Source organism: Pseudonocardia sp. N23 (genome assembly GCF_002583555.1).
Classification (GTDB): Bacteria; Actinomycetota; Actinomycetes; order Mycobacteriales; family Pseudonocardiaceae; genus Pseudonocardia.
In genome coordinates, this window is record NZ_BEGX01000052.1 from 138644 (window position 1) to 157857 (window position 19214).

The 19214-nt window shown below is 72.8% G+C and carries 21 protein-coding genes, 1 tRNA gene and 1 pseudogene; 9 read left to right on the forward strand and 14 right to left on the reverse strand.

Translation table 11 applies throughout. The features are described from left to right. Nucleotides 1-70: 70 nt before the first annotated feature. Entirely contained in the window at nucleotides 71-1507 is a 1437-nt protein-coding gene (gene gndA, locus TOK_RS14090) for an NADP-dependent phosphogluconate dehydrogenase (RefSeq protein ID WP_098958309.1), read from the reverse strand. A gap of 128 nt (nucleotides 1508-1635) precedes the next feature. On the opposite strand from gndA, the gene TOK_RS14095 reads away from it, so the two are divergent. Next, nucleotides 1636-2382, forward strand: coding sequence for a histidine phosphatase family protein (locus TOK_RS14095; protein ID WP_098958310.1), 747 nt, complete (start codon nucleotides 1636-1638; stop codon nucleotides 2380-2382). 76 nt (nucleotides 2383-2458) lie between these two features. Here the strand turns inward: TOK_RS14095 and TOK_RS14100 are convergent, their stop codons facing one another. From TOK_RS14100 to TOK_RS14115, 4 genes are all read right to left on the reverse strand, one after another. Continuing rightward, on the reverse strand, nucleotides 2459-3253 hold the full coding sequence (locus TOK_RS14100) for an SCO1664 family protein (RefSeq protein WP_098958311.1): 795 nt from the start codon (nucleotides 3251-3253) through the stop codon (nucleotides 2459-2461). Nucleotides 3254-3262: 9 nt separating this feature from the next. Continuing rightward, nucleotides 3263-3832: a DUF3090 domain-containing protein gene (locus TOK_RS14105; RefSeq protein ID WP_098958312.1), complete on the reverse strand. Its 570-nt coding sequence runs from the start codon at nucleotides 3830-3832 to the stop codon at nucleotides 3263-3265. A 70-nt stretch (nucleotides 3833-3902) separates the two neighbouring features. Further along, nucleotides 3903-4598 (reverse strand): histidine phosphatase family protein, encoded by a 696-nt coding sequence (locus tag TOK_RS14110; protein WP_098958313.1) that lies wholly within the window; start codon nucleotides 4596-4598, stop codon nucleotides 3903-3905. Between the two features lie 192 nt (nucleotides 4599-4790). Further along, nucleotides 4791-5612: an undecaprenyl-diphosphate phosphatase gene (locus tag TOK_RS14115; RefSeq protein ID WP_098958314.1), complete on the reverse strand. Its 822-nt coding sequence runs from the start codon at nucleotides 5610-5612 to the stop codon at nucleotides 4791-4793. A gap of 82 nt (nucleotides 5613-5694) precedes the next feature. Here TOK_RS14115 and TOK_RS14120 point away from each other — a divergent pair, with 82 nt between their 5' ends. From TOK_RS14120 to TOK_RS14130, 3 genes are all read left to right on the forward strand, one after another. Further along, entirely contained in the window at nucleotides 5695-6639 is a 945-nt protein-coding gene (locus tag TOK_RS14120) for an aldo/keto reductase (protein ID WP_098958315.1), read from the forward strand. Nucleotides 6640-6820: 181 nt separating this feature from the next. Continuing rightward, a complete protein-coding gene (locus TOK_RS14125) occupies nucleotides 6821-7060 on the forward strand; it encodes a DUF5703 family protein (protein ID WP_098958316.1) in 240 nt (79 codons plus the stop codon). 106 nt (nucleotides 7061-7166) lie between these two features. After that, nucleotides 7167-8633, forward strand: a complete 1467-nt coding sequence (locus tag TOK_RS14130) for a hypothetical protein (RefSeq protein WP_141566396.1) — start codon at nucleotides 7167-7169, stop codon at nucleotides 8631-8633. Nucleotides 8634-8696: 63 nt separating this feature from the next. Here the strand turns inward: TOK_RS14130 and TOK_RS14135 are convergent, their stop codons facing one another. From TOK_RS14135 to TOK_RS14145, 3 genes are read right to left on the reverse strand one after another with little or no spacing between them, the layout of a single operon-like run. Further along, a complete protein-coding gene (locus tag TOK_RS14135) occupies nucleotides 8697-9695 on the reverse strand; it encodes an NADPH:quinone oxidoreductase family protein (protein ID WP_253258377.1) in 999 nt (332 codons plus the stop codon). Nucleotide 9696: 1 nt separating this feature from the next. Continuing rightward, nucleotides 9697-10467, reverse strand: a complete 771-nt coding sequence (locus tag TOK_RS14140; RefSeq protein ID WP_253258378.1) for an SDR family NAD(P)-dependent oxidoreductase — start codon at nucleotides 10465-10467, stop codon at nucleotides 9697-9699. A gap of 17 nt (nucleotides 10468-10484) precedes the next feature. Continuing rightward, nucleotides 10485-11801 carry a M20/M25/M40 family metallo-hydrolase gene (locus TOK_RS14145; protein ID WP_098958319.1) on the reverse strand — a complete coding sequence of 439 codons (1317 nt, stop codon included), beginning with the start codon at nucleotides 11799-11801 and terminating at the stop codon, nucleotides 10485-10487. A gap of 87 nt (nucleotides 11802-11888) precedes the next feature. Between TOK_RS14145 and TOK_RS14150 the strand changes: the two genes are divergently transcribed. After that, nucleotides 11889-11973 (forward strand) — tRNA-Leu (locus tag TOK_RS14150). A 23-nt stretch (nucleotides 11974-11996) separates the two neighbouring features. Here TOK_RS14150 and TOK_RS35370 read toward each other — a convergent pair. The 4 genes and pseudogenes from TOK_RS35370 to TOK_RS14170 form a co-directional block, all read right to left on the reverse strand. Continuing rightward, entirely contained in the window at nucleotides 11997-12140 is a 144-nt protein-coding gene (locus TOK_RS35370) for a hypothetical protein (RefSeq protein ID WP_098958320.1), read from the reverse strand. A 190-nt stretch (nucleotides 12141-12330) separates the two neighbouring features. Beyond that, nucleotides 12331-12456: pseudogene (locus TOK_RS35375) on the reverse strand (DUF899 family protein); the annotation flags it as partial. Next, nucleotides 12453-12815: a metalloregulator ArsR/SmtB family transcription factor gene (locus tag TOK_RS14165; RefSeq protein WP_098958321.1), complete on the reverse strand. Its 363-nt coding sequence runs from the start codon at nucleotides 12813-12815 to the stop codon at nucleotides 12453-12455. The pseudogene TOK_RS35375 and the gene TOK_RS14165, both read right to left, overlap by 4 nt. Next, nucleotides 12812-13240 (reverse strand): SRPBCC domain-containing protein, encoded by a 429-nt coding sequence (locus TOK_RS14170; protein WP_098958322.1) that lies wholly within the window; start codon nucleotides 13238-13240, stop codon nucleotides 12812-12814. Before TOK_RS14170 ends, TOK_RS14165 begins: the two co-directional genes overlap by 4 nt. A 653-nt stretch (nucleotides 13241-13893) precedes the next feature. Here TOK_RS14170 and TOK_RS14175 point away from each other — a divergent pair. The 4 genes from TOK_RS14175 to TOK_RS14190 all read left to right on the forward strand — a co-directional run bounded on the left by TOK_RS14175 (nucleotide 13894) and on the right by TOK_RS14190 (nucleotide 17556). Continuing rightward, complete coding sequence (locus TOK_RS14175) at nucleotides 13894-14142, forward strand: hypothetical protein (RefSeq protein ID WP_098958323.1); 249 nt, start codon at nucleotides 13894-13896, stop codon at nucleotides 14140-14142. A gap of 52 nt (nucleotides 14143-14194) precedes the next feature. Continuing rightward, a complete protein-coding gene (locus tag TOK_RS14180; RefSeq protein WP_141566398.1) occupies nucleotides 14195-14479 on the forward strand; it encodes a hypothetical protein in 285 nt (94 codons plus the stop codon). A 40-nt stretch (nucleotides 14480-14519) separates the two neighbouring features. Next, entirely contained in the window at nucleotides 14520-15002 is a 483-nt protein-coding gene (locus tag TOK_RS14185; RefSeq protein WP_098958325.1) for a histidine phosphatase family protein, read from the forward strand. Nucleotides 15003-16062: 1060 nt separating this feature from the next. Continuing rightward, nucleotides 16063-17556, forward strand: a complete 1494-nt coding sequence (locus TOK_RS14190) for an anti-sigma-D factor RsdA (protein WP_098958326.1) — start codon at nucleotides 16063-16065, stop codon at nucleotides 17554-17556. 42 nt (nucleotides 17557-17598) lie between these two features. On the opposite strand, the gene TOK_RS14195 is transcribed toward TOK_RS14190, so the two are convergent. Then, entirely contained in the window at nucleotides 17599-18081 is a 483-nt protein-coding gene (locus TOK_RS14195; RefSeq protein ID WP_098958327.1) for a MarR family winged helix-turn-helix transcriptional regulator, read from the reverse strand. Beyond that, nucleotides 18059-19171 carry an LLM class flavin-dependent oxidoreductase gene (locus TOK_RS14200; RefSeq protein ID WP_098958328.1) on the reverse strand — a complete coding sequence of 371 codons (1113 nt, stop codon included), beginning with the start codon at nucleotides 19169-19171 and terminating at the stop codon, nucleotides 18059-18061. Before TOK_RS14200 ends, TOK_RS14195 begins: the two co-directional genes overlap by 23 nt. Between the last annotated feature and the right edge of the window lie 43 nt (nucleotides 19172-19214).

Consider the following 19214-nt stretch of genomic DNA (forward strand, 5'->3'; position numbering starts at 1 on the left):
GCCATGCATGGCGACGCCTCCCCACGGCCTCCCTGCCGTCCCGGGGCACGCCCGCCGCCACTCATTGGGGTCAGCCGTCCGTGCGGACCTCCGTGCCGTCCTGGGCCCAGCGGGTGTGGAAGGCGCCCTCGGCGTCGGTGCGCTGGTAGGTGTGGGCGCCGAAGAAGTCGCGCAGACCCTGGATCAGGTTGGCCGGGCCGCGCTCGCGGCGGTAGCCGTCGTAGTAGCTCAGGCTCGACGAGAACGCCGGGATCGCGACGCCCTGCTCCGTCGCCGTCACCACGACCCGTCGCCACGCGTCCTGCGCGTTCGCGACGGCCTCGGTGAAGTACGGGACCATCAGCAGGTTGTCGAGGTCGGGGTGCTCGGCGTAGGCGTCGCGGATGCGGTTGAGGAACTGGGCCCGGATGATGCAGCCGCCGCGCCAGATGGTGGCCATCTCGCCCAGCTTGAGGTCCCAGCCGTTCTGCACCGACGCGGCCCGCATCTGGGCGAAGCCCTGCGCGTAGGCGACGACCTTGGAGGCGTAGAGCGCCTCCCGGATGTCGTCGACCAGGCGCTCGTCGACCTTCGTCGCGGGCGTCGGGCCGGTGAGGGTCTTCGCGGCCGCGGCGCGCTCGGCCCGCAGCGCCGAGAGCCCCCGGGCGAATACGGCCTCGGTGATGCCGGTGAGCGGGATGCCCAGGCCGAGGGCGTCGATCGCGGTCCAGGTGCCGGTGCCCTTCTGCCCTGCCTGGTCGACGATGACGTCGACCAGCGGGCCGCCGGTCTTCTCGTCGACCTTGGCCAGCACCTTGCCGGTGATCTCGATGAGGAACGACTCGAGGTCGCCGGAGTTCCACTCCTCGAAGATCTTCCCGATGGCGTGGGCGTCGAGCCCGGCGACCTGGGTGAGCAGGTCGTAGGCCTCGACGATGAGCTGCATGTCGGCGTACTCGATGCCGTTGTGCACCATCTTCACGTAGTGCCCGGCGCCGCCGGGTCCGACATGGACGACGCAGGGCGTGCCGTCGACGACGGCGGCGATCGCCTCGAAGACGTCCTTCACCTCGGCGTAGGCCTCGGGGTCGCCGCCCGGCATGATGCTCGGCCCGAGCAGCGCGCCCTCCTCGCCGCCGGAGACGCCGACGCCCATGAACCGGATGCCGTTGGCCTCGCACTCGGCGGTGCGCCGCACGGTGTCGGGGAAGTGGGAGTTGCCGGCGTCGATGATGATGTCGCCCTTGTCGAGCAGGGGCGTGAGGTCGGCGATGACGCCGTCGACGGGCTTGCCCGCCTTGACCATGACGATGATCCGCCGCGGCGTCTCCAGCGCGTCGACGAACTCCTGCAGCGACTGCGTGCCGGTGAAGTCGCCCTCGCCGCCGAACTCACTCATGAACTCGGTGGTCTTCGAACCCGTCCGGTTGTGCACCGCGACGGACACCCCGCGGCTTGCGATGTTGCGGGCCAGGTTCGCGCCCATCACCGCCAGTCCGGTGACCCCGATCCGGCTCTGTCCCGCCATTGGTCGACTCCCTTGCGTCGGTGCGGCCGTGTGCCTGCTGCTGTGACGTCTCGCCGATCATCCTGCCCGTTCCGCACCCCGGGACGAACCGCCGTGTGGCGTCCGCGACGCCGGTAGCGTCCGATCACATGTACGAGGTCGTTTTGCTCCGCCACGGCGAGACCCTCGGCTACGACGGCGACCACGGCCTCACTCCACGCGGCGAGGAGCAGGCCAGGGCGCGGGGCAAGGCGCTGGCCGCGGAGATCGCGCCGGGTACACGGGTGCTGCTGCCGCACGCGCGGACGTCGCGGGCGACGGCGACGGCCGTGACGTTGCGGGCGGCCCTGGTCGCCGAAGGTGTCGACGAGTCGCTGCTCGGCGCGCTGTACACCGAGCCGCATTTCGACAACCTGCGGTTCTCGCTGGACGGCGAGGTCGTCGACACGTCGGTGGCGGTGGGGGCGCGGCTGGAGCTGGGGCCGGGGCCGGAGCCCGACTGGGTCCGCGAGTACGACCGCTTCGACAGCGACTACCGCGACGTCGCCGCCGCGGGTGGGCCGATCGAGTTCTGGGTGCACGAGCCGACGCTCTACTTCGAGCCGCCGCAGGTCGCGGTTCTGCGGACGTGGCTGGGTGTGGCGGCGCTCGGACCGCGGCTGGCCGACGCCGGCGCGGAGCTCGCGCTGGTCTGCACCCACTCGGCGCCGATGCGGGCCTTCGTGGCGACGACGTTCGGCGAGGACCTGGGCGAGCCGGAGAACCTGGAGCCCATCCGGCTGCGTGTGGAGGACGGGGAGGCGCGCGTCGCCTTCCGGGACCGGAGCATCACCACGCGCATCCCGCAGCCACCCGCGTGGATCGACCGCGGCTGGCTGGAGTCCTACGGCCGCTGACCCCCGGTGAACGCATCCGTCCGCGGGAGCGTGCGTACATCGGGGCCCCGGGCGGGGCCGTGCGCAGCAGGGAGGGTCAGAAGGCAGGCCACGGGATCGCCGGCCCGTACCCCGAGGGCTGCGGGTAGCGGGGCTCCGCGAGCAGCCCGTCGATGCGTGAGGTCAGCGCCACGACCTCGGTGAGCGTGATGTGCTCGTTGAGGGTGTCGGCGAGGCCGCCGTCGAGCGCGCTGCGCAGCTTCTCCAGGCCGGCGACGACGGTCCCGGGCAGCTCGTCGCCGACCCAGCCCCACAGGACGGTCCGCAGCTTGTCCTCGACGTGCATCGTCAGGCCGTGGTCGACGCCGTAGACACGGCCGTCGACCCCCGCGAGGACGTGGCCGCCCTTGCGGTCGGCGTTGTTGGCGACGACGTCGAACGCCGCCATCGCGGCGAGCTGCGGGTCGTCGGCGTGGACGAGGACTGCGGGGTCGCCCGCGCCGTCGCGGGCCCGCAGCACGCGCTTCCAGCCCGCGGGCACCTTCTTCGGCGAGCAGACGTCGATGAGCTCGCGTTCGTCGGTGTCGACCCAGACCTGCAGCATCCCAGGGCCGAAGGGGCCGTTCTCGCGCAGGATCGTGGGCGGGACGACGTGCAACCCGGCGGCCTCGGACACCAGGTGGCTCGCGACCTCACGGCCGGCGAGGGTGCCGTCGGGGAAGTCCCAGAGCGGGCGCTCGCCGCGGACCGGCTTGTAGACGCACTCCAGCTCGGCGCCGTCGAGGGTGATGGTGCCGAACAGCGTCGTGTTCGAGGCGTCGACGAGCCTGCCGGTGATCTCGATCCTGCCGGCGGTCAGCACCTCGTACACCGCCGGGTCGCGAAGGTCCACGTGCGGGCGTCAGTCGGTCATCGGGGAACGCTGGTGGAACCCGTTGAGGCGCACGCACACGTGCCCGGCCGGGTCGAGCGGTTCGGCGCACAGCGGGCACGGCGAGCGGCCGGCCGAGACGACCAGCTCCGCGCGCTCGGCGAACGCCTTGGCCTGCGGAGGGGAGAGGAACACGCGCAGCGCGTCGGGACCCTCCTCGGTGTCGTCGAGGACGACCGACTCGTCGACCTCCTCCTCGCTCACGGCGAGGAGCTCGACGACGATGGAGCGGCTGTCGGCGTCCCAGCCCAGGCCCATCGTGCCGACGCGGAACTCCTCCTCGAGCGGCACGGCGAGCGGGTCGTTGTCGGGGTCGCCGCCCACCGGGGTGGGCAGCTCCTGGCCGAAGCGGCGGTTGACCTCCTGCAGCAGCGCGGCGATGCGCTCGGCGAGGACGGACACCTGCTGCTTCTCCAGCAGCACACTGATGGTGCGGGCCTGTTCGGCGGCCTGGAGGTAGAACGACCGGTCGCCGGGCTCGCCGACGGTGCCCGCGACGAATCGTTCGGGCTGGCGGAAGACGTGGATGACGCGTGACATGGCACCTCCGAGAGTAGGCCACCCTCGCGCGGCGGGCACACCCGTGACGGGACGGGTCACCCCGGCGGGATCAGGTGGAGCCACCGACGACGGCGTCGGAGCTGCGCTTGGTGGACCTCCGGCGGCGCGGTTTCGGCGGGACGATGCTCGCGAGATCGCCCCCGAGGTCGTTCACCTTGGCGACGAACGGACGGGTGTCGGTGTAGTGCACGACGCTCACCGAGCAGGTGTCGACCATGATCCGCTGGAAGTTGTCCAGGTGGGTCGCCAGCGCGTCGGCCAGCACGGACTTGATGACGTCGCCGTGGCTGCACGCCACCCACACCGCGCTCGGGCCGTGGGCCTCGGCGATGCGGGCGCCGTGGGCGCGCACGGCCGCGACGGCCCGGGCCTGCATGCCCGCGAGGCCCTCGCCGCCGGGGAAGACCGCCGCCGACGGGTGGGCCTGCACGACCTTCCACAGCGGTTCCTTGGCCAGCGTCTTGAGCGAGCCACCGGTCCAGTCGCCGTAGTCGACCTCGGCCAGCTGGTCCTCCACGACGGGCACCAGCTTGCGGTCGATCGCGAGCGGCTCGACGGTCTGCCGGCAGCGGGTCAGCGGGGAGGTGACGATCTCGGCGACCGGGATCCCGGCGAGCCGCTCCACCACCTTCTCGGCCTGGCTGCGGCCGGTCTCGTCGAGCTCGACGCCGGCGCTGCGCCCGGCCAGCACACCGGCCACGTTGGCCGTGGAGCGGCCGTGCCGCAGCAGGATCAAGGTCGTCACCGCACCGAGCCTACGTGCGGGGCGGGCCGGCAGGGTGCTGGACCACTCCGGCCGTGGCGAGCGGCGTCCAGGTGATGTCGTCGCAAGGCGGGCAGGTGCGGCGACACCCGGGGTCGTGTCGACGCGCCTGCCCGGCGCGGCGAGGGCGCCGCCTGGGCGTCGCGCAGCAGGCCTGAGTGGCTCGGCGCCCTCCTAGGTGGCCGCGACGGCGCCGATCGCCAGCGCCGCGAACAGCGCCACGCCCAGCGCGATGCGGTAGGCGACGAACACGTAGACGGTGTTGTTCTGCACGTACTTGAGCAGCCAGGCGATGATCACGTACCCGACGGCGAACGCGATGATCGTGCCGACGACCATCTGCGGCCCGCTGGTCAGCCCGGACTCCTTGACGTCACCGATCTGGAACAGGCCCGCCGCCACGACCGCCGGGATGGCCAGCAGGAACGAGTAGCGGACCGCGGCGGGCCGGTCGAGGCCCAGCGCGAGGCCCGCGGTGATCGTGCCGCCGGAGCGCGACACCCCGGGGATCAGTGCCAGCGCCTGGGCGAAGCCGAGGACGATGCCGTCGCGCACCGTGAGGTGCTCCAGCGGCCGGTTCTGCTTGCCGTAGCGCTCCGCCAGCCCGAGCAGGATGCCGAAGACGACCAGCGTCGTCGCGACGATCCACAGGTTGCGCGCGACCGTCTCGATGGAGTCCTTGAACAGGAAGCCCAGGACACTGATCGGGATCGTGCCGATGATCACGAGCCAGGCCAGCCGGTAGTCGTTGGTGGCGCGCACCTCGGCGTCGGTGAAGCCGCGGAACCACGTCTTCACGAGGTTCCAGATGTCCTTCGCGAAGTAGATCAGGACGGCGGCCTCCGTCCCCAGCTGGGAGACGGCGGTGAACGCCGCGCCGGGGTCGTTGCCGAAGAACGCTCCCGACACGATCCGCAGGTGCGCCGACGAGGAGATCGGGAGGAACTCCGTCAGCCCCTGGACAACGCTCAGGACGACGACCTCGAACCAGCTCACGAACCTGCCTCAGAACGGTGGGACGACACGGCGGGAGCACCGTACCGGGGCCGCCCGAGAGGACTGGCAATAGGCTGACCCGGTGCGGCACAGACAGGTCGGGACGAGTGGCCTCCAGGTGTCACGGATCGGGCTCGGGACCATGACCTGGGGCGACGACACGGATCTCGAGGCGGCCACCGACCAGCTCGTGACGTTCGTCGACGCCGGCGGCAGTCTCGTCGAGACCTGCGACGCCTACGCCGAGGGCGCGGCCCAGGAGATCCTCGGCGCGGTGATGGCCGACTCGGTGCCGCGCGAGGACGTCGTGATCTCGGCGCGCGGCGGGCTGCCCGGGGGCGCGTCGGGCGACCGCGGGGCCCGCGGGGCGCTGCTCGACGCGCTCGACGCGACGCTGCGCCGGCTGCGGGTCGACCACGTCGACCTCTGGCAGCTGCCCGGCTGGGACGCTGCGGTGCCGTTGGAGGAGACGCTGTCGGCGGTGCAGGTCGCGGTCATGTCGGGCAAGGCCCGCTACGCCGGGCTGGTCGGCTCCACGGGCTGGCAGCTGGCGACGGTCGTGGAGAAGGCGCGCGCGACGGCGGGCGTCGCCGTCCCGGTCGCCGCGCAGGTCGAGTACTCGTTGCTGACCCGCGGCGTCGAGGTCGAGCTCGTGCCCGCCGCCGAGCACCACGGCCTGGGGATCGTCGCGTGGGCGCCGCTGGGCCGCGGGGTGCTCACGGGCAAGTACGTCGAGGGCACCCCGGCCGACTCGCGTGCGGCGTCGGCGGTGCTCGCGCCCTACGTCGAGGCGCGGCGCAACGAGCGGTCCGCCCGCATCGTGCAGTCGGTCCTCACCGCCGCGGACGGGCTCGGCACCTCTCCCCTCGCCGTCGCCCTGGCGTGGGTGCGCGACCGGCCCGGGGTGGCGTCGGCGGTCGTCGGGGCGCGTGACGGCGCCCAGCTCGCGGCGTCGCTGTCCACCGAGAAGGTCGAGCTGCCCGCGGAGATCCGCGCGGCCCTCGACGACGTCAGCGTCCCCATCTGAGCGCGTCCGGAGCACGCCCAGGCCCGCGATCGGGCCTGGCCGAGGACCGCCACCGGCGCATATGGTGAACGGCACGTCACCTGCCGTTCACGCGGTGGCGACGTCGGCGCCGGGCGGTCCCGGCGGCGGCCGGGCACGGCCGGGCAGTGTTCGTGGCAGGACCGGGCAAGGAGGTGGGCCGGTGGCGTCGACCGGCACGGCTACGGAGGAATCCGGAGATGTCGCCGACGGGGACTGGGAGTACCGCCCCGTCCATCTGTCCGGGGACGTCACCCGGCTGACGGCGGCGGTCCGACTGGCCATCCAGGCCGAGTCCGGCGGCTGGGAGCTCTCCCGCGTCAGGCTCTACCCCGGCGGGGTGCGGAAGGTGTGGCTCCGGCGCAAGCGGTCGCTGTCGATGCTCCCCGAGCCGACGTTCTGACCGATCACCCCTGACCTGGCACCCCTGTCGTGTGACCACGGCTGTAATGCCGCGCCGAGAACCGCCGATGGACCCTGTGTACGAGATGTGTCCAGGGGGGATCACATTGGCAACCACCACCACAGGGGGCCGTCCCGGTGCGAGGGCGGTGCTCGTCGAGTTCAACGAGCTCAGCCCGGCGCTGATCGACCGCTTCGTCGCGGCCGGGCACCTGCCGGCCTTCCGCGCGTTCCGCGACTCCTCGGTCGTCTGCACGACCGACGCGGGTGAGGACGCGCCCAACCTCGAGCCCTGGATCCAATGGCCGACGGTGCACAGCGGGATGCCGTTCGCCGAGCACGGCGTCTTCGCCCTCGGGGAGGGCCGCGAGAAGCTGACCGCACCGCTGCTCGGCGACGTGCTGTCCGCGGCGGGCATCCCCGTCGGGGTGTTCGGGTCGATGAACACCGCCTACAGCCGCCGGCCCGGTGAGCCCGGCTACGTCGTTCCCGACCCGTGGGACGTCGACGGCGTCGCCTACCCGCAGTCGCTGCAGCCGTTCTACGAGACGGTGTCGTGGGCCGTGCAGGAGTCCTCACGCAACGGCCTGCCCGGCGCCGGGCAGCTCGCCCGCTTCGCCGCGTTCCTGGCACGGAGCGGCCTGCGCCCGGCGACCGTGCTGGCCGCGGTCCGCCAGCTCGTCGACGAGCGCCGCATCGGTGGCGTGGCGTGGCGGCGGGCCTCGGTCCTCGACGACCTGTCCTACGACGTGTTCCGCACCCTCAACCGTCGCCACGGCGTGCGGTTCGCCTCGTTCTTCTCCAACAGCACCGCGCACTACCAGCACTACTACTGGCGCGACATGGAGCCGGAGCTGTTCGACGAGGTCGGCGACGGCGCGCACGCCGACGCCGTGCTGCACGGCTACCGCCGGATGGACGCGCTGCTGGCCCGGATCATGGCCGACGAGCCCGACTCGTTGCTGATCCTGGCCACCGCCCTGTCGCAGGAGCCGTGGTCCACCTCGGCCAAGCGCACGTTCCGGCCCCACGCGTTCGACGCGTTGCTCGCGTTCGCCGGGGTCCGTGACGCGGTCGCGAAGCCGATGATGGCCGAGCAGTTCGTCGTCGAGCTGACCGACGACGACGCCGCCGCGACCGCCCGTGAGGCGTTGCGCGCGTTGACGATCGACGGCACCCGGATGCTCAATGCCGACCGCGACGGCCGCCGCCTGCAGGTGGGCTGCCGCAGCGACGTCGGTCGCGAGGGCGCGACGATCGAGGACGGCCCCGGTGGCGCGACCCGCGCGTTCGACGAGCTGTTCTACCCGATCCACACCACCCGCAGCGGCCGGCACAGCCGCGACGGCGCGCTGTGGTTCCGGACCGGTGCGCACCGGGTCGTCGAGGGCCGCGTCCAGCTCACCGACATCGCGCCGACGATCCTCGACCACTTCGGGGTGGCCACGCCCGCGCACATGACGGGCTCGGTCCTGCCGCTGTACCGGGCACCGGCGGTCCCGGCGCAGCGCTCCCGCCCGTTCTCGCCGCTACGGCGCGAGTCCGAGCCGGTCGGGGTCCCGCAGCCCCGCTGACCTGTGGGTGGCCCCGTCCCGGGGGCGCATCGGAGAACGTCGCGACCATCCCCACTCACGACCTCAGGGGACCAGGACGACCTTGCCGGTCGTCCCGCGCGAGCCCAGACGCCGTAACGCCTCCTTGACCTCGGACAACGGCAGCTCCGCGCCGATCAGGGGATCGATGAGCCGCTTCGCCCAGAGGTCCTCCAGCGCGTCCTGCCAGGGCTGGATCAGCTCCGGGGCCATCTGCCGGTAGTAGCCCCAGTGCACGCCGACGACCGAGTAGTTCTTGATCAGGATGTGGTTGGTCGGGGCGTCGGCGATCCGCCCGCCCGCGAAGCCGATCACGAGGATGCGGCCCTCGAACGCCGCGATCCGCCGCGACGCGTCGAACACGTCTCCACCGACCGGGTCGTAGATGACGTCCGCGCCGCGGCCACCGGTCAGGTCCTTCACCGCGGCCACCAGGTCGGCGTCGCGGTAGTCGACGACCTCGTCGCAGCCCACCGACCTCGCGACCGCGCACTTCTCCGGGCCACCCGCGGTCCCGATGACCCGCGCGCCCATGGCTTTGCCCAGCTGGACCGCCGCGGTCCCCACCCCGCCTGCGGCGGCGTGCACGAGCAGCGTCTCGCCCTCGCGCAGCGCGCCGCGGTGCGAGAGCGCGCACCAGCCCGTCTGGTAGGTGATGAGGAACCCGGCGGCCTGCGCGGGCGTCATGCCCTCGGGCCAGCGGAACGTCGCGACGTCGGGCAGCAGCGTGGCCTCGGCGAACCCGCCCGACCCCAGCACGGGCAGCCCGACGACGCGGTCGCCGACCGCGAACCGGGCGCCCTCCCCCACTGCGATGACCTCTCCCGCGACCTCCATGCCCGGGGTGAACGGCAGCGGCGGCTTCTCCTGGTACTTGCCCTGGCAGGCCAGGATGTCGGGGAAGTTGCACGCCGCGGCGTGCACCCGCACCGCCACCTGCCCCGGTCCGGGGACCGGCACCGGGATGTCCTCGTGCCAGGTGAGGACGTCGTCCGGGTCGCCGTTCTGGTGGACCTGCCAGCCGCGCATCGGTGTCGTCGTCAATTCAGTGCTTCTCCCAACTCACTTCGGGGGCCCGGCGTCCGCCGGCCGGGCCGGGGACGCCGCGGAACCCGTAGGGCCCGGGCTCGCGACCGGGCTGCACGAACCAGCACTCGCCCGGCGCGCCATCGGAGATGATCGCCGCGATCGCGGCCGCGACGTCGTCGGCACCCAGGAGCGGGAAGTCGCCGAAGTCACTGCGCGCGTTGGCGATCAGTGCCGTGTCGGTGTAGCCCGGGCAGACCGCGGCCACCCGGATGCCCTCCTCGGCCAGAGCGGGCGCCGCGGCCCGCACGTATCCGACGACGGCGTGCTTGGTCAACGTGTAGAGCGGGTCGCCCGGGTGTGGCATCAGCCCGGCCAGCGACGCCGTCGCGACGACGACCCCGCCGCCCGCCCGCCGCAGCGCGGGGACGGCCGCGGCCAGCCCGAACACGACATGGTCGACGTTGACGCCGACGATGCGCCGGTAGGCGTCGACGTCGAGGTCGGTGACGCCGTCCTGCCCGGACGTCATGCCCGCGTTGAGCAGCACGACGTCGAGCCTGTCGAACGCGTTCTCCGCCGCCGCGACGGCCTCGGCCATGGCGGTCGGCGCGGACACGTCGGTCGCGTGGGCGAGCCCTCCCACCGCATCGGCGACGCGCCGCGCCCCGACCTCGTCGCGGTCGACGACGGCCACCCGCGCCCCCGCCGCGGCGAGCAGACCGGCAGCGGCCTCGCCGATGCCCGACGCGCCCCCGGTGACGAGCGCGGCCTTCCCCTCGAGATCCACGATGATCTCCCCTGTCCTCAGCTGTTCTGCAGGAACGTGTCCAGGACGCGGGTGCCGAACTCCAGGGCGTCGATCGGCACGCGCTCGTCGATGCCGTGGAACAGCGACGCGAAGTCGAGGTCGGGGGGCAGCCGCAGCGGGGCGAACCCGTAGCAGCGCATGCCGAGCCGGAAGAACGACTTCGCGTCGGTGCCGCCGGAGAGCATGTACGGGACCGTCCGCGACGACGGGTCCTCCGTCCGCAGCGCCGCCGCCATCGCCTCGACCAGCGGCCCCTCGAACGGCGTCTCCACCGGCGGCAGCTCCGTCACCCACTCCCGGGTCACGTGCGGGCCGAGCAGCTCGTCGACCTCACGCAGGAACGCCTCCTGCCGCCCCGGCAGCACCCGGCAGTCGACGACCGCCTCCGCCGTCGACGGGATCACGTTGGCCTTGTAGCCCGCCGAGAGCATCGTCGGGTTGGCGGTGTCGCGGACAGTCGCGCCCACGATGCGCGCCAACGGACCCAGCTTCGCCAGCGACCCCTCCAGGTCGTCCTCCGGGAACTCCAGGCCGGTGATCTCGCGCATCGAGGCCAGGAACTCGCGCACGGTGTCGGTGAGCACCAGCGGGAACGTGTGGTTGCCCAGCCGCGCCACCGCTTCGGCGACGCGGGTGACGGCGTTGTCGTCGTGCAGGAACGAGCCGTGGCCGGGCTTGCCCTTGGCGCGCAACCGCATCCAGGCGATGCCCTTCTCCGCCGCCTCGATGAGGTAGACGCGCTGGTCCTCCCCCAGCGTCAGAGAGAACCCGCCCACCTCGCCGACCGCCTCGGTGCAGCCCTCGAACAGGTCCGGCCGGTTCTCCACGAGCCACTGCGCCCCGTACTTGCCGCCCGCCTCCTCGTCGGCGACGAACGCGAACACGATGTCGCGCGGCGGCACCACGCCCTCGCGCTTGAACCGGCGGGCGACGGCGATCGTCATCGCCACCATGTTCTTCATGTCGACGGCCCCGCGCCCCCACACGTAGCCGTCCTGCACCGCGCCCGAGAACGGGTGCACCGACCACTCACTCGGGTCGGCGGGGACGACGTCGAGATGGCCGTGGACCAGCAACGCCCCACGTTCCCGGTCGGCGCCCTCCAGGCGACAGAAGACGTTGCTGCGGCCCGGGGCGCCCGAGTCGAGCACCTCGACCTCGTAGCCGACCTCCGACAGCTTGGCCGCGACATACTCGGCAGCTTCCCGTTCACCCACCACGGTGTCGGGGTCGCCGGTGTTGGAGGTGTCGATCCGGATGAGTTCCGAGGCGAGCTGGACGACCTCGTCGGCAGCGGAGTTCTGGCCGGTCATGGCGATCTTCCTACCATCGCCGGTCCGGTGACGGGGGGTGGATGTGGGTGGTCTATCCTTTGCTCGTCGCGGTCACCGCGGCAGCAAGTCCGAGTGGCGGAATGGCAGACGCGCTAGCTTGAGGTGCTAGTGCCCTTTAACGGGCGTGGGGGTTCAAGTCCCCCCTCGGACACTTCTCAGATTCACCTCCCCCGGTCAGCGGAAGCGGCCGAAACTCGTCGACGATCCCTCGATGGTCATCGGGTTCGGGAAGATCGCGGTCGGCACCTTCGGCCAGCCCTCCCGCTCCTCCCCGCGGCCGTACGCCGTGAGGTCGAGGACACCCGTCACGAAGGTCACGCCGTCGATCCCCCGCGAGGTCGTCGCGCAGGTCAGGTGCCCCTCGTCCCCTGTGCGAAGGAACGTCGACAGCCGGCAACCACCGCCGGCACCGCTGTCGGCCGTCCACCCCGTGCCGTGTGACGACGCATACGGAAGCGCCCAGCCCCGCCGCGCCCAGCCCCGCCGCGCCCAGCAGGACCGGGGTCATCGGCAGCCGCCTGCGGCACGCGGCCACCTCGTCGGCCGCCCGGCGCACCTGTCTCTCGGCGACGAGCAGGTCGTCGCGGGCACGCGTCCACTCCTGCGCGTCGACGACGGACGGTATCGCGGTCATCGCTGTTCTCCTTCGTTCTCCAGGTGGTCCTTGAGTGCGGCGAGCGGGCCGTCCCAGTCACGGGCCAGCGCCGCGAGGAACTGCTGCGCGACCTGCATCGGCGCCGACCGCAGCCGGTACCGGACGCGACGCCGCTCCCCCGGCTCGGCCGTCACCAGGCCGGCGTCGGCGAGCAGGGCGAGATGCTTGGCGATCGCCTGGCGGGTGATCGGCAGCCGCGTCGCGAGATCGGTGGCCGTCGACGGGCCTGCGGCCGCCAATGCGGCGAGCAGCGCCCGGCGGCTGGCGTCGGCCAGTGCGGCGAAGACCAGTTCGGCGACGGCCTCCGCCTCGTCGCCGAGCCGTTGCTGATCGGTCATGCCGCCAGGTACTCGACCAGCTCGCCCAGCTCGGCGGCCCACCCCTTGGCGTGCTCGTCGTACTCGGTGACGCGGACGTCGGCGGGGAGCTGGGCGAACCCGGTCTCGACGACCGTGAGCCGGGTCCCGGCGGCTGCGGTCTCGAGGGTGAACTCGACGTAGGTGCGGCGCGGGTCGTCTGCGCCCAGGCCCTGGTTGCTCCAGGTGAAGGCGAACACCGCCGGCTCCTCGACGCGCTCGACCCGCATCTGTGTGTGGTGCCCACCGTCCCAGCTCATCGACGCCGCGCCACCCGGCCGCAGGTCGACTTCCGCCTCCTGGCCGAACCACGCCGCCAGGCCGTCGGCGGTGGTGAGCGCCGACCAGACGTCGGCCTGCGGGCGCGCGATCTCGACGGTGCGCTCGATGCGATCAGGGAATCCCATGGCTCCTCCTCGATAGCAACTCAACGGTTGCGATATTATGGCAACTGATTGGTTGCGTCAAGGCGGGCATCGAATCCGGTGGCGACGGGATCAGGCGACACCGGTACGCGGCTCGACGCCCCGGTCCAGCAGGTACGCGAGCAGGGCGCCGACGAGGGCGTGCCCGCACCGCGCCAGTCCTCGGCCCTACGACGTGCCCGGTCGGGTGTGCCCGATGCGGTCGTGCCGTCGCCGCCACCGAGCGGCGCCTCGGTGAGCACCAGCCGCGGGGTGCGGCCGGGCATGACGATGCGGTCGACCCGCCACCCTGCGCGCCGACCCGGAACAGGTCCGGATCGAACGACCTGCCACCTCCGGGTTTCCCGCCCGGGTGTTCGGGGTGGTAGCCGGTGGGCCGGGCACGACGTGGAAGCGCCGCGGTGTGCGGGCAGGCCAGGAACTCGGGCCCGGTGTCGACGAACACCTCCGCGAGCCCGCGGTCGATCAGGCCGTGCGAGATGGCTCGCCGCCGCGGGCATCGCCGAGGCTCCGCGCCCGGCACCTGCCCAGCCCCGGGCGGCGCGGGCAAGCTCTCGGCAAACACTTCGGAAGGGATCACCCATCTCCCGCCCGGCACGCCGGTTGCGCGGCGGCGACCCGGTACCGTCGGAGGCATGAACGACGCGACCGTGCCCCTCCGAACGGCGACCCCTCGGCGAAGCCCCGCCTTCGCCATCGCCGTCACCTGGGCCGTGGCCGCGTTCGTCACCCTCGGCGTCGCCGCGGAGACCAGGATCGGGCCGGTGATCCTCACGTTCACCCCGAAGCACGGCATCCACCTGGGCGACATCGCGGTGTTCTTCGGCTGCACGGCCGTCGCGCTCGTCGTCACCGCCGCGCTGCTCGCCCGCCCCCGGCGCTGATCGTCTCCAAACGAGACATCCCGCTCCGTGACGGCGCGCTACGGTGCCGCTCATGGCGGCCGACATCGATGTCCTCGACGCCCTCAGCAACGTCCCCGCACTGCGCAATGCGCAGGTCTGGGAGATCGTCAGGTGCTGCCGCGCGTTCCGGGAACACCCCGACGGCGGCGACCAGACCGTCGAGATCGAGATCAGCGCCGACGGTGCCGGTCGCTTCATGGTCGTCGCCACCGACGTGGCCCGCGGCCTGACCGCGCAGGGCGTGCCCATGCCCGGGCTCAACGGCGCCGTCAACATGGTGCCCTGGTACATCCTCGACGACCCCGAATCGCCGTGACGACGGGCGGACCGCGCCTCGCTGCGAGAGGATCCCGACCATGAGCGAACGCCGGCTCGTGATCCTGCGCCACGCCAAGTCGGACTGGTCCACCGACGCGCCCGACCACTCCCGCCCGCTCAACGTGCGCGGCCGCCGCGACGGACCCGAGGCCGGTCGCTGGCTGCGGATGAACGTCGGCACCCTCGACGTCGTCGTCTGCTCCTCCTCGACCCGCACCCGGCAGACGTGGGAGCTCGCCTCCGCGGCCCTGCGCGACGCGCCGGAGGCGCAGTTCACCGACGACGTCTACGACGCCTCCGCCATCGACCTGCTCGACGTGGTGCGCGGCCTGCCCGACTCGGCCTCCTGCGTGTTGCTGATCGGCCACAACCCGGGCATCGAGGACCTGACGACGCTGCTGGCCGGTGAGTTGCTGCCGATGACGACATCGGCCGTCGCGGTACTCACCTGGCCGGGATCGTGGAGCGACGTGGGCCTCATCCCGGCGACACTGCAGGCCCACGCGGTACCGCGCGGCTGAGCCCGCCCGGCGGCTACCCGCGTGTGCCGTCACTCGTCCGAGTGACACAAACCACGCGCCGTCACTGACCAGTGATCGGGTCCGAAAGGTCGGGCGGATGCGGCAGACGGGGCCCGGGTCGGCGCCGACCAGGGCAGCGGCCTCCTGCGTCTCGACACCCCCGACGGCGAGAGGGCCACGTCTTCAACCGCGACTTCTACGGCAAGCCGCTCTCCACGCTGGCCGACCTCGCGTACGAGACCTACATCGAGCAGGCCGGGACCGACAGACTCCCAGGAGGCGCCGTCGTTCGACATCGAGGTCACCACCCCGCAAGGCTTCACCACCCTCGTGTGGGAGCCGGCCTACAGCGGGACGGCGGTGACGACGGGCGGGTGGCAGACCTGGTCGCCGTCCACGGTCAAGGGCTGGTGGGCGTCCCGTGACGTTCGCCGACGTGGAGACCGCGCTCCCGGCCGCGACCATCGGCCAGATCGGCATCAGCCAGGACAGCGGCGCCCCCGGACTGCGGGCCCGCGCCGACCGCTTCGGCCTCGACGGCACGGTCTGCGACTTCGACACCCCGTCGTCCCGACGACGATCGTCGCGACGGCCGGTGACGAGCAGACCGCGCAGACCGGCAAGCCCTTCGCCACCGCGCTCGCCACGAAGGTCACCGGCGCCGGCAACCTGGCCGCCCCGGGCCGCACCGTCACCGGCACCGTCGCGACGGGCTCGGCGTCGTTCGGCGGCCAGGAGACCGCGACGGCCACGACCGGCGCCGACGGCGTCGCCACCGCGCCCACCCTGACCGCGGGTCAAGGCCGGCACCAGGGCCACGGGCCCGCAGCCCGTCCGGGCAGCAGGTCTGTCCACCCGGGTGACCGACCCGATGTTGCTGAACAACGTCGACATGAGGACCGTTACGGTGCGGCGGTAACAGGTTCTCGCAGGTCAGCGTGAGCGCGTGCTGACTCGCGGGCGGTGCCGGACGCCTGACGGCCTGTAACGGACCGCGGACTCCGGACGAATCAACCTGAGCCCGTCGGGAAGGGTCCGGAAGCCCGCAGGAGGTGAGCACGTGCACGAGTCGGATGGCGGCGACGAGCCCGTCCGCCACCACCCGCGCCCGGACGACCCGGCAGCTCCGCTGCGGCTGGGCGACATCCAGGCCGACGACGCGTTGATCGACGCGCTCGGCTCCGGACACCTCCGCACCACCGACGAGATGGCCGCCAGCGACGACGTCGACGACCGTCTCGCCGCGTTGCTCGCGTCCTGGGTCGCCGCCGTGAACGAGCCCGGCGCCCCCCGCGACGGCGCACTCGCAGCCGCCGAGGCCGCCGCGACCGAGCCGGCGGAGGCCGACGCCGAGACTCCGGCCGACGGCATCGCCACGGTCCCGGTCGAGGTCCGCGCGGCGAACGGAGACATGGCCACGCGCCACCGGCGCCGCCGCGACCGCCCGAGCTACCTCGCCCGGCTGTCGGCCGCCGCCGTGGTGGCGATCGCCGTGACCGGTGGGATCGCCGTCGGGAACGCCGACACGGCCCGCCCCGGCGACGTGCTGTGGCCGGTGGCGAAGGTCTTCTACCGCGACCACGCACAGTCCGTCGAGGCCGCCGACACCGTGGCCGTCCACCTCGAGCGCGCCCGCACCGCCCTGCGCCAGGGCCGGACCGCCGACGCCGCCCGCGAGGTCAACGACATGCAGGCAGCGCTCGCCGTGGTCCTGCCCGCCGACGGGCGCGCCTCGCTCGACGCGCAGCACACCTCGATCGTCGCGATCGTCGCGGCCACGCCGGACGCCGTGCTGCTCGACCCGCAGCTGCGGGCACCGGCCGTCCCCGACGTCGCGGGCGCCGTGGCCCTCGGCCTGCCCCGCGCACCCGGCCTGCCCGACCCGCCGTCGACGGCTGCACTGCCCACCGACGTCCTGACCGCCACGCTGCCGCCTCCGGTCAGCAGCAGCCCGCCGACGGGTGGGACGAGCGAGGTCCCGCTGGTCGTGACCGAGCCGACCGCACCCGTCGTGCCGCCGCTGGTCGACGAGCCGCCCGTCGACCAGCCGCCCGTCGACCAGCCGCCCGACACCGCTCCGGTCGAGCCACCGCCCTACATCCCGCCGCGCACCGATCCGCCGGTCCCCGACCCGGGCACGGACACGGACACGGACAACGGCGCGCAGGGAACCACGGAGGCGCCTGCGACGACGGACCCAGGGACCGACCAGCCGGCCGCTGCGGGCACCGACACCGACTCGGGCTCCACGGACCCTGTCGACCCGGGCCCTGCCGACACAGGTTCTGCCGACACAGGTTCTGCCGACACAGGTCCGGCGGACACAGGCTCGGAGGGCACGACCGACACGGCGTCGACGGACACCGGCTCCGGCACCCCCGCGGACACCGGCTCGACCGACGGCACGTCCGCCACGGGCACCGGCGACCAGAGCGGTTCCCAGGACCAGGGCGGCTCCCAGGACTCCGGCGGCTCGCTCCTCTCGGTGTCGGCCGACGCCTCGCTCGGCGTCGCGGGCACCTCGCTGTCGGGGACCCTCGGCATCAACCTCTGAGCATCGGCCTCCGAGCGTCGACCTCCGAGCGGTCCGACGCGGTCAGCCGGCCGTGCCTGCCCGCAGCTTGTCGCAGAGCAACCGCAACGCGCGCAGCTCACGCTCGTCGAGACTCGCCCCGACGACCCTCCTGATGCTCTCGGCGTGCCGGGCTCCCACCCGGCGGCGCGCCCGGTCGCCGTCCTCGGTGAGCACGACGACGGTGCCGCGGCGGTCGTCGGGGTCGGCGTCGCGCGCGACGAGGCCGTCCTCGGCCATCCGTTCGACGAGCCGCGACAACGACGGCTGGCTCAGCAGCACCTCGCGGTGCAGGTCGCGGATGCGGGCACGACCGTCGGCACGCCGGTGCAAGGTGTGCAGGACGTCGTACTCGTGCACCCCGACGCTGCCCCAGACGTCGTCGGCCTGCAGCAGCCGCCACACCGCGACCTGGCTGCGCAGCAACGCCTCCCAGGCCTCAACGGCCGGGCCGGCCCCCACCGGGGCCGAGCCGGCGCGGCCGTCAGCCTGCGGCGACGGCGACATCGTCGCTCGCCTGCACGGCGGCCTTCGCGGCCACGCGGGACGCGTGCGACGGCGGGTCGGACGGCACCCCGGCGGGCCGCAGCTCGTCGAAACCCCTGCGCAGGTCGGGCAGGACCTCCCCGAGCAGGTCGAGCTGCTCGAGGACGGTCTTGAGCGGCAGCCCGGCGTGGTCGACGAGGAAGAGCTGGCGCTGGTAGTCGCCGAAGTGCTCACGGAACGTCAACGTCTTCTCGACGACCTCGGCCGGGCTGCCGACGGTCAGCGGCGTCTGCGAGGTGAAGTCCTCCATCGACGGGCCGTGGCCGTAGACCGGGGCCTCGTCGAAGTAGGGCCGGAACTCGTTCCAGGCGTCCTGGGATCGGCGGCGCATGAAGAACTGCCCACCGAGCCCGACGGTCGCCTGGTCGGCGCGGCCGTGCCCGTAGTGCTCGAAGCGCTGCCGGTAGAGGTTGATCAGCTTCGTGTAGTGCGAGGCCGGCCAGAAGATGTTGTTGGCGAAGAAGCCGTCGCCGAAGTAGGCGGCGATCTCCGCGACCTCGGGGGTGCGGATCGAGCCGTGCCAGACGAAGGGTGCGACGCCGTCGAGCGGGCGGGGCGTCGACGTGAAGCCGTGCAACGGGGTGCGGAACCGGCCCTCCCAGTCGACGACCTCCTCGTCCCACAGCCGGCGCAGGAGCTGGTAGTGCTCGACGGTCAGCGGGACGCCCTGGTTGATGTCCTGGCCGAACCAGGGGTAGACCGGCGCCGTGTTGCCGCGGCCGAGCATCAGGTCGACGCGGCCGTCGGCCAGGTGCTGCAGCATCGCGTAGTCCTCGGCGATCTTCACCGGGTCGTTGGTGGTGATCAGCGTCGTGGACGTGGACAGCACGAGCCGCTCGGTGCGGGCCGCGATGTGGCCCAGCAGGGTGGTCGGCGACGACGGCACGAACGGCGGGTTGTGGTGCTCACCGGTGGCGAAGACGTCGAGTCCGACGGCCTCCGCGTGCTCGGCGAGGGTGACCATCGCCTTGATGCGCTCGTGCTCGGTGGGTACGCGCCCGGTCGTCGGGTCACGGGTCACGTCACCGACGGTGAAGATGCCGAACTGCACGGCGGGCCCCCTTCCGGAGCTGTGGTCCATGCGTTTGCATGAA

Bases quoted from the DNA above. Each gene is read 5' to 3' on its own strand.
- TOK_RS14170 (WP_098958322.1), bottom strand. From the start codon at position 13,240: ATGGGATTCCCTGATCGCATCGAGCGCACCGTCGAGATCGCGCGCCCG.
- TOK_RS14185 (WP_098958325.1), top strand. From the start codon at position 14,520: ATGAGCGAACGCCGGCTCGTGATCCTGCGCCACGCCAAGTCGGACTGG.
- TOK_RS14165 (WP_098958321.1), bottom strand. From the start codon at position 12,815: ATGACCGATCAGCAACGGCTCGGCGACGAGGCGGAGGCCGTCGCCGAA.
- TOK_RS14180 (WP_141566398.1), top strand. From the start codon at position 14,195: ATGGCGGCCGACATCGATGTCCTCGACGCCCTCAGCAACGTCCCCGCA.
- TOK_RS14175 (WP_098958323.1), top strand. From the start codon at position 13,894: ATGAACGACGCGACCGTGCCCCTCCGAACGGCGACCCCTCGGCGAAGC.
- TOK_RS14105 (WP_098958312.1), bottom strand. From the start codon at position 3,832: ATGTCACGCGTCATCCACGTCTTCCGCCAGCCCGAACGATTCGTCGCG.
- TOK_RS14145 (WP_098958319.1), bottom strand. From the start codon at position 11,801: ATGACCGGCCAGAACTCCGCTGCCGACGAGGTCGTCCAGCTCGCCTCG.
- gndA (WP_098958309.1), bottom strand. From the start codon at position 1,507: ATGGCGGGACAGAGCCGGATCGGGGTCACCGGACTGGCGGTGATGGGC.
- TOK_RS14095 (WP_098958310.1), top strand. From the start codon at position 1,636: ATGTACGAGGTCGTTTTGCTCCGCCACGGCGAGACCCTCGGCTACGAC.
- TOK_RS14195 (WP_098958327.1), bottom strand. From the start codon at position 18,081: ATGTCGCCGTCGCCGCAGGCTGACGGCCGCGCCGGCTCGGCCCCGGTG.